We start from the raw sequence: 13,579 nt of genomic DNA, 5'->3' as shown, positions 1-13,579 counted from the left end.
GTCACCAATTGGCCGTCGCGAGTACTTGCTGGCTCGCAGCCACGTCTATCTGGATCCCCGCAGCATACTGTGCGGGCACGCCTACGGGCGTCACGGTAATGGACGTGATCAGGCCATCGACCGAAAAGCTCAGTCCATTGACCCCTCGTAATAAGCGCTGGGCAGGTAAGTTATCTGAGCTGACATCACATAATAAGTAGCCATCTAGCAACGAAAAGGTTTCGGTGTAATCCACCACCGGCACGCTGCCATCGCAGGCCGGTGTATTGGCAACCTGGCTGACTTCTAATGCCTCACCGCCCTGCATAACCTGAGGTGTAGACGCTGTTTGCTTAATACTGCGGGTCATCAGTTGGCTGGTATAGCGGATCACTTCCTGCGCTTGTGCCAGCTCCTGGTTTATCGCAATGGTGCTGCGAATGGTCGAATAGGCCACGGCAATCCCGCCAAGCATGAACAGGCCAATCGACAGTGCAATCAGCAGCTCCAGCAGGGTAAATCCGCGACCATTCATCATGCGATTCATAAGCAGGCATTCACAAAGCTGGCATGAAGCGAGATTTGGTCCACGCCGGTGTCTGTCATGCGCTCATCGTGCCAGCTCACGGTCAGGCTCATGTCCAGGCTAAAAGTGTTGGGCAGCGTCAGCGTAAAGCGTGGATCATTGGGGTATAACCAGGCGGCGGTCGGATTAAGACCGGGATTCAGGCTGCTATTCACACTCTGATAGTGACAGATATCAGGCCAGATGCGCTCAATCGCGTTCTGCCCGTGGATCAGTGCTATGGTGTAGTTAAAGCTGTTTTGCGCAAACTGCATGGCCTTGATCTGCGCTGCTGCAAGCCCGAGCAGGGCTATGGCTGCGATGACCATAGACACCATAACTTCCAGCAATGAAAACCCTGTAACTACGCGCAATTGTCTGTCGCCTTACCCAACCAACTTTGCCCACTGTGTAAAATACACAAACGCACGTCATCCGTTGCCGCATCGTTATCTGAGATCAATATGTTACTGAACGCATTCAGCTCACCGCTTGAGCGCAGCGTTCTGTCGACCAGGTTAACCGCAACCTGATTATGGTCCACCGTGAAACGCTTTAGCGTAACTTCCTGACCTTGCTCAACCACTTTCATGACCCAGTCATTGTTCTCCAGCGCCAGCTTAACCGGCACTTCGCGTTTGACCGCTTCACTGCGCGCAAAACGATAGAAACTACTCAACTGGTTTGCTGTGGTATTCACCCGGTCCTGTTTAATCTGGCCTATCAAAGAAGGGGCTGCCACCATAGCTAGAATGGCGATGATGGCCAATACAACCAGCAGTTCAATCAGCGTTACGCCACGCTGTGTATGCTTACCAACAGTCATTTAAGTTACCTCCCTGATTGCCAAGGTGGTCCAGGGTTAGCACCCCACACACGTCTCTGCTTTGACTGCCGTTGAGCACAGGTGTCGCTCTTAAAATATAGCCCATATTGCGAAAATCACCGTTCGCACTTTGTGGCTTGTTACGCGCTTCGTAGCTGAATGTGTAGTATTCTGAGGCGGGCAGACCCTGAAACGTCTCATCATTGGGATAACCACCATTGCGGGAATAAATGCGCTCCAACGTGGCGCTGGTTTGCAGCATTAAATGCTGTGCATCCAGGCGTCTGCTTTCACGCACATACTCACCATAGTTTGGCAATGCCACACTGGCCAGAATAGCGACGATCGCAATGGCGATCAGCAGCTCAATTAAAGTGAATCCACGCATGTTGGAGGTTTTTAGCATATTGGGTTTCCCACCTAAATGATAACGCTGTCATCAATCTCTAATAAGACTGTATGACATTTAACCAATAAAAAAAAGTGCCTGTAATAAAAACAGTTGACTAAACTATCACAGAATATAATTAGCTAAAACAGGAACGCGCTTACACGAGATAACAGCCAGGCGAATTGACCTAAAATGACCATGAGGTCAGACCATTAAATATCAGCGTCACTTGTTCCCGTAATGACTATAAGCCGTTTACGAGCGCCGTTGTTTTGATTTGGATTAATTTTCCGACTTGTGTTGTAAATCTTCCATGATGATCCCGATAATCATCAGATCCACACACTGAAAATTGGAGTTGTTATTGTCTTTCAGAATTGGGAATACAACCGCGCACAGATGCGCGCGGTTGGTGCTTAATACAATTAAGCTTCAGCGATCACGATTACTTTGATAGCTGTTGTCACGTCAGTGTGAAGTTGGATAGTTACGTCGAACTCACCTGTCTCACGGATAGTACCGGTAGGCAGACGAACTTCTGACTTAGCAACTTCCAGACCTACTGCTGTGATAGCGTCGGCGATATCGCGAGTACCGATAGAACCGAATAGCTTGCCTTCGTCACCCGCTTTAGAAACCAGAGTCACTTCTGCAAGTGCTTCTAGTTTTTCAGCGCGCGCTTGTGCAGCAGTTAGCTCTTCAGCGATTTTCGCTTCAAGCTCAGCACGACGTGCTTCGAAAGTTTCGATGTTAGCTTTAGTTGCAGGAACTGCCTTGCCCTTAGGGAAAAGGAAGTTACGTGCGAAACCAGATTTAACAGAAACCTGGTCACCTAGGCCACCTAGGTTTGCGATCTTGTCTAGTAGAATAACTTGCATGTCTCTACACCTTTTAAAAACTGTTAATCAGCTGCTTACTTGTGTAAGTCAGTGTACGGAAGAAGGGCTAGGTAGCGAGCACGCTTGATAGCAGTTGCTAGCTGACGCTGATATTTAGCGCTAGTACCTGTGATACGGCTAGGTACGATTTTGCCACTTTCTGTTACGTAGTTTCTAAGAGTAGCCAGATCTTTGTAATCGATTTGTTGTACGCCTTCCGCTTTGAAACGGCAGAACTTACGACGTCTGAAATAACGTGCCATGAGTAAATTTCCTCAATTAATTCTTTCAATATGTTGTGCATGTAATACAAGTTGACTCAAACCACTGCGGTTCTCGTGTCGGTTTAAAAAACCGCGTACCTGTAAGGTCTGCCCAACGCATAAATGCTCTAGTTGAGTCCGGAACTGCTGTCCGCTGGCAACCACCTGAATACGTACATAACTGTTACGATTTAGGTCGGCTTCTATCTGCATCGACTTATGTTCTAAAACAAAAATACAATGCGCGATGCCCGCGGGGCTTTGACTGTACTTAGGTGGCTTACAGACCGTGCCGGATAATACCAGCTGGTTTGTATACAGTTCAGACTGAGTGCTCACCAAACTACCAGGTCAATTCCGAATCAATAACGATTAAGCAGTTGCTGCTTCTTTTTTCTCTTCTTTAGCAAGAGGAGACGCTTCAGTTACAGCGTTCTTAGTACGCATAACCAGGTTACGAAGCACTGCATCGTTGTAGCGGAAAGAAGTTTCAAGCTCGCTGATTACTTCAGTAGGTGCTTCAACGTTCAACAGAACATAGTGTGCTTTGTGAAGCTTTTCGATTGGGTAAGCCAGTTGACGACGACCCCAGTCTTCTAGACGGTGGATTTTACCGCCAGCTTCTGTGATGGCACCAGTATAACGCTCGATCATACCAGGTACTTGCTCACTTTGGTCTGGGTGAACCATGAATACGATTTCGTAATGACGCATGGATATTCCTTACGGTTAATATAGCCTTGTCCCGTTTCGGCCAGTCGGGGTAAGGCAAGGAACTAAAGTTAGTTAGGCCGAAAGAGCGCGTATTTTACGTGTCGAACTAAAAATAAGCAATCAGTTTATCGATGAAAATTGGTGGAATAAGATTTAAAGTTGGGCAAGTAAGTCAGAGTGAGAAAATATGTATATAAAGAGAGGGGAAAGTTGGAGCGGCACACGAGGTTCGAACTCGTGACCTCGACCTTGGCAAGGTCGCGCTCTACCAGCTGAGCTAGTGCCGCATTCCGATGTAGCTCTTAGATTCCCGCTGTGCGCAACCTTGAGGTCGCGTCTAACGTTTTAGCAGCTGAGCTAGTGCCGCATCATAGAAAATATCTAATTTATACACCTGAAGAAGTGTTGGAGCGGCACACGAGGTTCGAACTCGTGACCTCGACCTTGGCAAGGTCGCGCTCTACCAGCTGAGCTAGTGCCGCTTCATAAGTTATGGAATATTAAAACGCTGGTGCGCGACGGTCGCGTCTAACGTTTTAGCAGCAGAGCCAGTGCCGCATTCCACAATTGCTCGATTGTTTCAAACGCTGGTGCGCGACGAGTCGCGTCTAACGTTTAGCAGCTGAGCTAGTGCTGCTTCATAAATACCCCAGAGACAAATAAGCTTTGCCGTCTTGAGCGGGGCAGGATTCTACAAGATAGAAAAAGCATTGCAAGTACTTTTTCTAAATTTTTTAAAGATTGAAGAATTTTTGCTGGTAAACCTTCAACTCCATAATGGAGTCTTTGATGTCGTCCAGAGCCAGGTGAGAGCTCTTTTTGTGGATCCCGTTTAACAGCTCAGGCTTCCAGCGACGTGCCAGCTCTTTAATCGTGCTGACGTCCAGGTTGCGGTAGTGGAAATATTCTTCCAGCTCAGGCATGTATTTGTTGAGGAAGCGACGATCCTGACCAATCGAATTACCACACATCGGCGATTTGCCCGGCGGTACCCATTGTTTCAGGAAATCTAATGTTTGTTTGATTGCATCAGATTCAGAGTGAGTGCTGGCCTTACAACGCGCAGTCAGACCGGAACGGCCATGCTGGTTTGTACACCACTCATCCATATTATCAAGTAAGTCATCACTTTGATGGATAGCAATTACAGGTCCCTCGGCCAGTACATTCAGATCACAGTCGGTGATCACAGTGGCAATTTCGAGGATCCTATCTGTTTTAGGTTCCAGACCCGTCATTTCTAAGTCGAGCCAGATCAGGTTTGATTCATGAAAAGACATACACTACCTAACGGTACTTTCCTTTAGATCCAATGCAATTAGATATATCATATTAGCTTCATCACTCGACCAAAAGCTTTTTTTTACAAAGCGGGGCAATTTATTGAGTTATAGTCCATGATTGGCCTGTATACCACTCGATAGCAATAAATCGTGTCGCGAGTTTATAAGATATGGCAAAACGCAAAAAACTCAGTAAGGGCCAGTCCAGACGGATCAGTGCCAACCATCAAAAACGCTTGCATAAAGCGAAACAACAATCCGACACTCAGGTGACTTGGCAAACCGATAACCTGGGCCCCACAGAACCCGCTGTGGTGATCAGTCGCTTTGGCCAGCACGCCGATGTCGAGTGCGAAAATGGCGACGTCCTGCGCTGTAATATTCGCCGTACTGTCACCAGTATCGTATGTGGCGATGACGTGATTTTTCGTCGCGCCAAAGTCAGCGAAGGCGATCTGGCAGGCGTGATAGAAGCCGTCGAGCCTCGCCGCTCTCAGCTCACCCGTCCGGATTTTTACGACGGCGTAAAAGTGGTGGCAGCCAATATTGACCAAATTTTAATGGTATCCGCTGTAGTGCCTGAATTCACTCCTCAGATCATTGACCGCTATCTGGTCGCCTGTGAAGACATGGGCATTGAGCCTATTCTGTTACTCAACAAGATCGATCTGTTAGATGACGAAGGCCTCGACTATGTCGATGAAGTGCTGGATATCTATCGTGAGCTAGGTTACCGCGTCCTGCTGGTGAGTAACAAAACAGGCCAAGGGATTGATGAGCTCAAAGCCCTGCTGACAGACAAGAACAACATCTTTGTTGGCCAATCCGGTGTGGGCAAATCTACTTTAGTGAACACCGTTCTGCCCGATGCCGCCATTCTGACTCAGGAAGTCTCTGAGAACAGTGGCCTGGGTCAGCACACCACCACAGTTTCTAAACTGCATCACCTGCCCAGTGGCGGTAACCTGATTGACAGTCCGGGGATCCGTGAGTTCGGTCTGTGGCACCTGGAAGTTGAGCGGGTAACCTGGTGTTTTAAAGAGTTTCGTGAGTTTATCGGCGGCTGTCGTTTTCGCGATTGTAAACACCTCAACGATCCGGGTTGTCTGATCCTGGAAGCGGTTGATGAGGGCAAGATCAGCGAACTGCGCTTTGACAGCTATCATCGTATTCTGGAGTCAATGGCGGATGGTCGCGCAGGTGCGCGCGCGCCAAGAGTTTGATACTATCTTCAAAATTTTTTCAGGAATAATAAAAGTGAACTTGGATAAACTAAAGATTGCCCTGCAATATGCTTTACCCAAACATGCCGTATCACGTTTGGTGGGAAAACTGGCCGCAGCCGAAGCGGGTGCACTGACGACCACCTTAATTAAATTGTTTATCAAACAATACAAGATAGACATGAGTGAAGCCCTGCATGAAGATCCAGCTCACTATAAAACCTTTAACGAATTCTTTACCCGCCCGCTGAAGCCGGGGATCCGCCCACTTGCCGAAGAAGCCAGCATTGTGGCTCACCCGGTCGATGGTGCCATCAGCCAGCTGGGCGATGTGGTCGATGGTCAGATCATTCAGGCCAAAGGCCATGATTACAGCCTGCAAACCCTACTGGGGGGCAAAGAATCGGACGTAGAACCGTACCTTGGCGGTAAATTTGCCACCATTTATCTGGCACCCAAAGACTATCACCGTATTCATATGCCTCTTGATGGTACGCTGAAAAAGATGATTTACGTACCTGGCGATCTGTTCTCGGTAAACCCGCTGACTGCGCAAAACGTCCCTAATCTGTTTGCACGTAACGAGCGGGTTGTCGCTATCTTTGACACTGAGATAGGTCCACTGGCTATGGTACTGGTGGGCGCCACCATAGTAGCCAGCATCGAAACCATCTGGGCGGGTACGGTCACGCCACCAGCCGGTAAAGACGTCTTTAGCTGGGATTATCCCGCAGAGGGCGACAACGCCGTTAAATTGAAAAAAGGCGACGAAATGGGCCGCTTTAAGCTGGGCTCGACGGTTATTTTGGCCTGGGGAGAAGATAAAGCCGACTTCCTGGCCAACCAATTGCCAGAAACCGTTACCCGCATGGGCACCCCATTTGCGACCATCCGCGACTAAGCCGGCTAATTCGCTCAAAAAAGCCCGCATTTGCGGGCTTTTTTAATCGTCTGTGGCATTAGCCACACACGCTACATGCCGTATCTCTTTCCAGCGTAAACTGCCTTTGCTGCAAGCTCAAAGCATCGACCACTATCATTTCGCTGTGTTTATCAGGCACATCAGAGATAATTAAACTGACCGCTTTCATCGCCTGCATAGAGCCGATAATGCCCAATAACGGGCTCACCACACCTGCGTTCTGACAATTCAATACCGGTTGCGCCGAAGACTTTGGAAAAATGCAGTGATAACAGGGCGAGGACGCCCTGAAATCAAAGGCCATAAACTGCCCCTGAGTGCCCAGCGCGGCACCGGATATCAGCACCTTACGCTGTTGTACGCAGTACTGATTGAGTAAATAGCGCGTGGCAAAGTTATCGCTGCAATCCAGGATCCAGTCACTGTCTTGCAATATGCTGTCTATATTACTGTTATTGAGCTTCACAGGCTGTGGGATCAGTGAGATTTGGTTATTCAGGCTCGCTAAAACCTTACCCGCGGCTTTCGCTTTTGGCTGGCCAATGTGACTGACCTTATACAAAATTTGCCTTTGTAAATTAGACAGCTCAACCGCATCATCATCACAAAAAGTCAGCTGCCCGACTCCACTTGCCGCCAGATAAAACAACGCAGGGCTGCCCAGACCACCACAACCAACCACGGCCACCCGCGCTTGTTTTAGGCGCAGCTGACCGGCTTCCGACACTTCGTTGAGCAGTAAATGGCGGCTGTACCTCAGCCGCTCTTTGTCACTGAGCTCTGTACTCATGACTCGCCTGTGGCCCGTTTCAGGTCAATGATAGCCTGTTTATAATCCGCCGCCTCGGTGATGGCGCGCACCACGGCCACACTGCCCACTCCGGTGGCGGCAACCTGAGGAGCGCGAGTCAGGTCAATGCCCCCAATGGCCACAGTGGGATAGGTTTCACGCATCAGAGGCACAAAGTGTCTGAGCTTTTCGAGCCCCTGGATCTGCCCGCTCATGTCCTTAGTGGTCGTCGGGTAAATCGCGCCAAACGCCAGGTAGCTGGGCCGGTAGTTATGGGCTCGCAACATTTCATAAAACCCATGCGTTGAAACGCCCAAACGTAACCCCGCCTGCTGAATGGCAACCAGATTCGCCGAATCCAGATCTTCCTGACCAAGGTGCACCCCATAAGCGCCATGGCGAATGGACAGCTCCCAGTGGTCGTTAATAAAGACCCGGCCCTGATATTTCTCACCCAGAGTGATAGCACACTGTATGTCCTCTTCCAGAGTCGCGTGATCAGCCTGTTTAATCCTGAGTTGCACCGTTTTCACGCCCTCAGCCAGACACTTTTCAACCCAGTCTACCGAGTCAACGACGGCATAAAGCCCCAGTTCTTCTCCGATGGGCGCAAACCCGGCGGCAAAGTTAAACTCTTCACTCACCGCAAATTCCAGCTCGTCACCCAGCCAGCTGCCAGGCTCTATGACCTGAGGAAAGTCCGATATATTCTCTGGAAATCCGCAGTGTGCCAAGGGGCCCCTGCCCTCACCAAAGCGCTGCGCTAATTTCAGCCCCTGATTGATATAGGCCTTAGCCAGAATGAAGGCATCTTTGATCGGGTAGCCTTTGGCCAGGCAAGCCGCAACAGAAGAGGCAAAGCTACAGCCGGTGCCGTGGCTGTGTGGGGTTTGTATCGCCTCATTACCCAGCCAATACTCTTCGCCCTCACTCCAGCAATAATCGATGCAATAACCACTGGGATAATCCCAGTGCCCCCCTTTGATGATCACCGATTTGACGCCAAATTCACGTAGCTTACGGGCAGCCTCTCTGACGGCATCCGGACCAATCAGATACACACCAGTCAATACTTGCGTCTCCTGCGTATTGGGCGTGATCACATCGACCAGAGGTAAAAGGTATTTTTTCAGCGCATCCAGGGTATCTTCTTCCGTCAGCACATCGCCACTGGATGCAATGGCAACCGGGTCGAACACAATCACAGGGGGATTGTCCCAGCGACTCTTATACTGCGCCAGATGTTCTGCCACTAGCTGGATCTGTGTGCTGTTGGCCAGCATGCCAATCTTGATCACGGCTGCTTTTAAATCGGCTTCGAGTGCCAGCAGCTGAGATTCCAGCACTTCACTCGACACCGCATTAATCTCTTCAACCGCCAAACTATTTTGCGCCGTCAGCGCGGTTATGGCTGTGCAGGTTTGCACACCAAAACTGTGCATTGCTTTGACATCCGCCTGCACTCCGGCGCCGCCGCCCGAATCCGACCCGGCAATGGTCCATACCAGTTCAGCCACAATTACTCCTACTTACTCTGTTGAACATGGGCGCATGATTAAGTACTTTGCGCCACAAAGGCTTAGCGACACTATAGCGCGTGTTTAATTCTGATGCCAAAAGGGCATCCCCATCGTCGGGGTGGAAGGCGCTGCGACTTCTTTCTCCGGCATGGCCTGCGCCACGTAGGCAGCACGCCCGGCAATCACCGCATGATTAAAAGCACTGGCCATGGTCACCGGACAACCAGCACCGGCAATGGCAGAATTCAGCAACACGGCATCGTAACCAAGCTCCAGGGCCTGAACGGCATGCGAGGGTAAACCGAGTCCCGCGTCAACAATCAGGGTGTGGTCAGGCAAACGCTCACGAATGGTTTTCAGATTATAAGGATTAAGTAACCCTTTCCCGGTGCCAATGGGGGCACCCCAGGGCATCAGTACTTCGCAGCCCAGATCTGCCAGGCGCTGACACACCACTAAATCATCGGTGCAATATGGCAGCACTTTAAAGCCCTGCTTTATCAGGATTTCAGTAGCTTCCAGCAGGGCAATCGGATCGGGCTGTAAATTGTATTCGTCGCCAATCAGTTCCAGCTTGATCCAGTCAGTTGCAAACACTTCCCGGCACATTTGCGCCAGTGTCACCACTTCTTTAACACTGTGACACCCGGCGGTGTTAGGTAACACCCGCAATCCGGTATCCTTGATCAGTTGCCAGAAGTCACCTCCGGCCGACACAGAGTTCTGGCGTCGCAAAGAGACGGTGACGATTTGCGCCTGCGAAGCCACCAGGCTGTGCTGCATGATTTCCGGCGAGGGGTAAAGTGCCGAGCCAATCAGCAAGCGGCTGTTGAACTGCTCACCATAAATGGTTAACGGCGTATCACTGTGCATCATTAGCCCCCCTGAATAGGCGATAGCAACTCGATGCTGTCACCCTCTTGCAGTCGCTGCTCCGCTAACGTGCTGCGCGGCACAAATAGCCCGTTCAACGCCACCGCAAAGGGTGCCTTTGCCCCTTGCGCCTCAATCACCTCCAGCAAAGACTGTGGCTGTGACAGCGTGAGCGCCTGACCATTGTAACTTATATTCATAATACCCCTTGTTGTAACGCGTGTTGCACCACCGCTGGTGCCAGCAAAAACCCGTGCCGATACAGACCGTTAATGCGGATCACATTATCAGTGACACTAATATGCGGGCGATTATCTTTATACGCCGGGCGCAAACCTGCGCGCAGCGACATCACCCGCCCCTCAGCAAAGCCACTGTGTACCGTATACGCGGCCGACAGCAGCTCCAGTGTCGAGCGAACCGTGATATCGCCCCGATCCTGAGATTCAATTTCGGTCGCACCGATGACAAACTCGTGGTTTGGTTTGGGCGCTATGTAGAGTGGGTAACGCGGATGCATCAGACGCACCGGACGCTGCAAACTCACCTCGGGCGCATAGATGCGGGCAACCTCACCACGCACCCCACGCAGCCCGGGGCTGTCGTCTTTGGCATCCAGCCCGCGGCAGTCAATGATCCAGTCAAACGCTTCACCATTGACCCGCCCTTGTGCGATGTGTGCCGTTGCCCCTTCATGAAAGCGCACGCCTTTGTTTTTTAGGGTGTTAAGGCTGGCAGCAAAGAATGCCAGATTATCGAGCTGCCCCTCACAGGGTAAATACAACCCCTGATGAAAGCGGCCAGCCAGCTCAGGTTCCAGCGCACCAATACCGTGACCATCCAGGCTTTGCGCCTGATGGCCAGCCAGTGGTTTAAGGCGACGCTGAAAACTCAGCAAATCGCCCCTGTCTTGCTGGTGCGCAACAATCACTGTGCCCTGCTGCTGAAAGAACACCGGTGCATCGAGCTTGGCCAGCAACTCAGGCCACAAGGTCATGGCGTGCAACCCCTGCTCTGCCAGGTCTTGTTCACAGATCACGGATTCGGCCATCGGGGCGAGCATCGCCGCGGCCAAAGTGCCGACACTGGCAGGCGCTGCGACCGGGTCGCGCTCAAATACGCTCAGCTCATACTGCTCTGCCAGCATCAGGGCAGCAACCCGCCCTGTCAGGCCAAAGCCGACAATAGCAACGCGTGGTTTGTTTGTCTGGGACATCTTGCCTCCATACGGGCCCGAAGGGGCCCGCTCCCCTAAATCACAGCGCTTTGTGGTAAAGCTCCGACCCCGTTTCTTTGAACTCGCGTGATTTATTTTTCATTTCGGCTTCCACATCAATCATTTTGATGGCGATGGCTTCACCGGCATTATTTGGATCTATGCCCTCGGCTTCGAGTTGTTTGGCATAGTCACGCACATCCTGAGTGATCTTCATAGAGCAGAACTTAGGACCACACATAGAGCAGAAGTGCGCCACTTTACCCGATTCCTGAGGCAGTGTTTCGTCGTGGTAAGACAATGCCCGCTCCGGGTCCAGACTCAGGTTGAACTGATCGTGCCAGCGGAACTCAAAACGCGCTTTAGACAAGGCATTGTCGCGAATTTGTGCGCCCGGATGGCCTTTGGCCAGATCCGCCGCGTGCGCCGCAATCTTGTAGGTGATCAGGCCCTCTTTCACGTCTTCTTTGTTTGGCAGACCCAGATGCTCTTTTGGCGTGACGTAACACAACATGGCGGTACCGTACCAGGCGATCTGCGCCGCACCAATACCGGAAGTGAAGTGATCGTACCCCGGTGCTATGTCTGTGGTCAGCGGGCCAAGGGTATAGAAAGGCGCTTCATGACAGTGCTTTAATTGCTCATCCATGTTTTCTTTGATCAGATGCATAGGGACATGGCCCGGCCCTTCAATGAACACTTGTACGTCATGTTTCCAGGCGATCGTGGTCAGTTCACCCAAAGTGCGCAGCTCAGAGAATTGTGCTTCGTCATTGGCATCGGCGATTGAACCCGGACGCAGACCATCACCCAGCGAGAAACAGACATCGTACTGTTTCATGATCTCACAGATGTCTTCAAAGTGGGTGTAAAGGAAGTTTTCTTTATGGTGCGCCAGACACCATTTGGCCATGATGGAGCCACCGCGCGAAACAATGCCCGTCACCCGCTTCGCCGTCATAGGCACATAGCGTAACAGCACACCCGCGTGAATGGTGAAGTAGTCAACGCCCTGCTCGGCCTGCTCAATCAGCGTATCGCGGAAAATTTCCCAGGTCAGATCTTCCGCCACGCCGTTCACTTTTTCCAGCGCCTGATAAATCGGCACCGTCCCAATCGGCACCGGTGAGTTACGTACCACCCACTCACGGGTTTCGTGGATATAGCGGCCCGTCGATAAGTCCATGACCGTATCCGCGCCCCAGCGGGTTGACCACACCAGCTTCTCAACCTCTTCTTCAATCGAAGAAGTCACCGAGGAATTACCTATGTTGGCATTCACCTTCACCAGGAAGTTGCGGCCGACAATCATAGGCTCGGTTTCCGGGTGGTTGATGTTGTTTGGCAAGATAGCGCGGCCACGTGCAATTTCAGCACGGACAAATTCGGGGGTAATAAAGTCTGGGACCTCGGCGCCAAAAGACTGGCCCTTGTGCTGCTGCGCCAGTAACTCTTCACGAATTTTCGCGCGGCCCATGTTTTCACGAATGGCGACGTATTCCATTTCCGGGGTCACAATACCACGACGCGCATAGTGCATTTGTGTCACATTTTGTCCGGGTTTGGCGCGACGGATCTTAGGCAGGTTTTCAAAACGAATATGGTCCAGCCCTTCGTCCGCCATACGCTGCTGAGAAAACTGCGAAGTGACCGACTCCAGCACTTCGGTATCGTCGCGGTCTAAAATCCACTGCTCACGGAATTTCGGCAAGCCTGTGCGCACATCCAGCTTAAAATCCGGATCGGTATAAGGGCCTGAAGTGTCGTAGACGCGAACCGGTTCATTTTTCTCATAGATTGGCTCTTCTTCGGTACCGCCAATAAAAGAATCACTCAAAGTGATCTCGCGCATGCCGACGCGCACGCCTGCCTGTTCACCCTCAACATACACTTTCTCGGAATTTGGGAAAGGTTGTCCGGTAAGGTTATAGATAAAATCCGACGCGGCCTCGCGCGACTCACGACGTGATAACTTGCTACTGTTGTTTGACATGACATGCCTCATTGTTAAGTTAAGGTGTCTTGTCAGAACTCCGCAAAGGGAGCGAGAAGGGTCCAAACCAAACCCACAGCAAAGCGCTGTGTGCTGATTTCATTCAGTGGAGCATGTTGGCACAGGCACAACATGGCTGGCAA

At 51.1% G+C, this 13,579-nt stretch carries 17 protein-coding genes and 2 tRNA genes; 2 read left to right on the top strand and 17 right to left on the bottom strand.

The window, feature by feature from the left end:
- Position 1: 1 nt before the first annotated feature.
- The 11 genes from TW77_RS10745 to orn all read right to left on the bottom strand — a co-directional run bounded on the left by TW77_RS10745 (position 2) and on the right by orn (position 4,896).
- Positions 2 to 526, bottom strand: a complete 525-nt coding sequence (locus TW77_RS10745; RefSeq protein ID WP_082078902.1) for a PilW family protein — start codon at positions 524 to 526, stop codon at positions 2 to 4.
- Positions 523 to 918, bottom strand: coding sequence for a type IV pilus modification PilV family protein (locus tag TW77_RS10740; RefSeq protein WP_046004969.1), 396 nt, complete (start codon positions 916 to 918; stop codon positions 523 to 525). Before TW77_RS10740 ends, TW77_RS10745 begins: the two co-directional genes overlap by 4 nt.
- Positions 909 to 1,370 carry a pilus assembly FimT family protein gene (locus TW77_RS10735; RefSeq protein ID WP_046004968.1) on the bottom strand — a complete coding sequence of 154 codons (462 nt, stop codon included), beginning with the start codon at positions 1,368 to 1,370 and terminating at the stop codon, positions 909 to 911. Before TW77_RS10735 ends, TW77_RS10740 begins: the two co-directional genes overlap by 10 nt.
- Positions 1,357 to 1,776: a type IV pilin protein gene (locus tag TW77_RS10730; RefSeq protein ID WP_046004967.1), complete on the bottom strand. Its 420-nt coding sequence runs from the start codon at positions 1,774 to 1,776 to the stop codon at positions 1,357 to 1,359. The genes TW77_RS10735 and TW77_RS10730 overlap by 14 nt, the downstream gene beginning before the upstream one ends.
- 410 nt (positions 1,777 to 2,186) lie before the next feature.
- Positions 2,187 to 2,639: a 50S ribosomal protein L9 gene (gene rplI / locus TW77_RS10725; protein ID WP_010386264.1), complete on the bottom strand. Its 453-nt coding sequence runs from the start codon at positions 2,637 to 2,639 to the stop codon at positions 2,187 to 2,189.
- 35 nt (positions 2,640 to 2,674) lie between these two features.
- Entirely contained in the window at positions 2,675 to 2,902 is a 228-nt protein-coding gene (gene rpsR / locus TW77_RS10720) for a 30S ribosomal protein S18 (protein WP_002962753.1), read from the bottom strand.
- Between the two features lie 12 nt (positions 2,903 to 2,914).
- Positions 2,915 to 3,244 carry a primosomal replication protein N gene (priB, locus tag TW77_RS10715; RefSeq protein WP_046004966.1) on the bottom strand — a complete coding sequence of 110 codons (330 nt, stop codon included), beginning with the start codon at positions 3,242 to 3,244 and terminating at the stop codon, positions 2,915 to 2,917.
- Positions 3,245 to 3,274: 30 nt separating this feature from the next.
- Positions 3,275 to 3,616, bottom strand: a complete 342-nt coding sequence (gene rpsF, locus TW77_RS10710) for a 30S ribosomal protein S6 (RefSeq protein WP_010386261.1) — start codon at positions 3,614 to 3,616, stop codon at positions 3,275 to 3,277.
- A 211-nt stretch (positions 3,617 to 3,827) separates the two neighbouring features.
- Positions 3,828 to 3,903, bottom strand: a tRNA-Gly gene (locus TW77_RS10705).
- 119 nt (positions 3,904 to 4,022) lie between these two features.
- Positions 4,023 to 4,098 (bottom strand) — tRNA-Gly (locus TW77_RS10700).
- A gap of 252 nt (positions 4,099 to 4,350) precedes the next feature.
- Positions 4,351 to 4,896, bottom strand: a complete 546-nt coding sequence (orn, locus tag TW77_RS10695; protein WP_046004965.1) for an oligoribonuclease — start codon at positions 4,894 to 4,896, stop codon at positions 4,351 to 4,353.
- 173 nt (positions 4,897 to 5,069) lie between these two features.
- On the opposite strand from orn, the gene rsgA reads away from it, so the two are divergent.
- Both rsgA and asd read left to right on the top strand, forming a co-directional pair.
- Positions 5,070 to 6,122, top strand: a complete 1,053-nt coding sequence (gene rsgA / locus TW77_RS10690; protein ID WP_046004964.1) for a small ribosomal subunit biogenesis GTPase RsgA — start codon at positions 5,070 to 5,072, stop codon at positions 6,120 to 6,122.
- A gap of 34 nt (positions 6,123 to 6,156) precedes the next feature.
- Positions 6,157 to 7,023 carry an archaetidylserine decarboxylase gene (asd, locus tag TW77_RS10685; RefSeq protein WP_046004991.1) on the top strand — a complete coding sequence of 289 codons (867 nt, stop codon included), beginning with the start codon at positions 6,157 to 6,159 and terminating at the stop codon, positions 7,021 to 7,023.
- Positions 7,024 to 7,081: 58 nt separating this feature from the next.
- Here the strand turns inward: asd and TW77_RS10680 are convergent, their stop codons facing one another.
- From TW77_RS10680 to thiC, 6 genes are all read right to left on the bottom strand, one after another.
- A complete protein-coding gene (locus TW77_RS10680; RefSeq protein ID WP_046004963.1) occupies positions 7,082 to 7,834 on the bottom strand; it encodes a HesA/MoeB/ThiF family protein in 753 nt (250 codons plus the stop codon).
- A complete protein-coding gene (gene thiE, locus TW77_RS10675; RefSeq protein ID WP_046004962.1) occupies positions 7,831 to 9,351 on the bottom strand; it encodes a thiamine phosphate synthase in 1,521 nt (506 codons plus the stop codon). The genes TW77_RS10680 and thiE overlap by 4 nt, the downstream gene beginning before the upstream one ends.
- Before the next feature lie 84 nt (positions 9,352 to 9,435).
- The gene (locus TW77_RS10670) at positions 9,436 to 10,227 is read right to left on the bottom strand and encodes a thiazole synthase (RefSeq protein WP_046004990.1); all 792 of its coding nucleotides are present in this window, start codon (positions 10,225 to 10,227) and stop codon (positions 9,436 to 9,438) included.
- Positions 10,228 to 10,229: 2 nt separating this feature from the next.
- Positions 10,230 to 10,427, bottom strand: a complete 198-nt coding sequence (gene thiS / locus TW77_RS10665) for a sulfur carrier protein ThiS (RefSeq protein ID WP_046004961.1) — start codon at positions 10,425 to 10,427, stop codon at positions 10,230 to 10,232.
- Entirely contained in the window at positions 10,424 to 11,443 is a 1,020-nt protein-coding gene (locus TW77_RS10660) for an FAD-dependent oxidoreductase (RefSeq protein WP_046004960.1), read from the bottom strand. The genes thiS and TW77_RS10660 overlap by 4 nt, the downstream gene beginning before the upstream one ends.
- Before the next feature lie 40 nt (positions 11,444 to 11,483).
- The gene (gene thiC / locus TW77_RS10655) at positions 11,484 to 13,436 is read right to left on the bottom strand and encodes a phosphomethylpyrimidine synthase ThiC (protein WP_046004959.1); all 1,953 of its coding nucleotides are present in this window, start codon (positions 13,434 to 13,436) and stop codon (positions 11,484 to 11,486) included.
- Between the last annotated feature and the right edge of the window lie 143 nt (positions 13,437 to 13,579).

This window comes from Pseudoalteromonas rubra (assembly GCF_000967655.1).
GTDB classification, from domain to species: Bacteria; Pseudomonadota; Gammaproteobacteria; order Enterobacterales; family Alteromonadaceae; genus Pseudoalteromonas; species Pseudoalteromonas rubra_A.
This window is presented reverse-complemented; position numbering and strand designations above follow the sequence as displayed.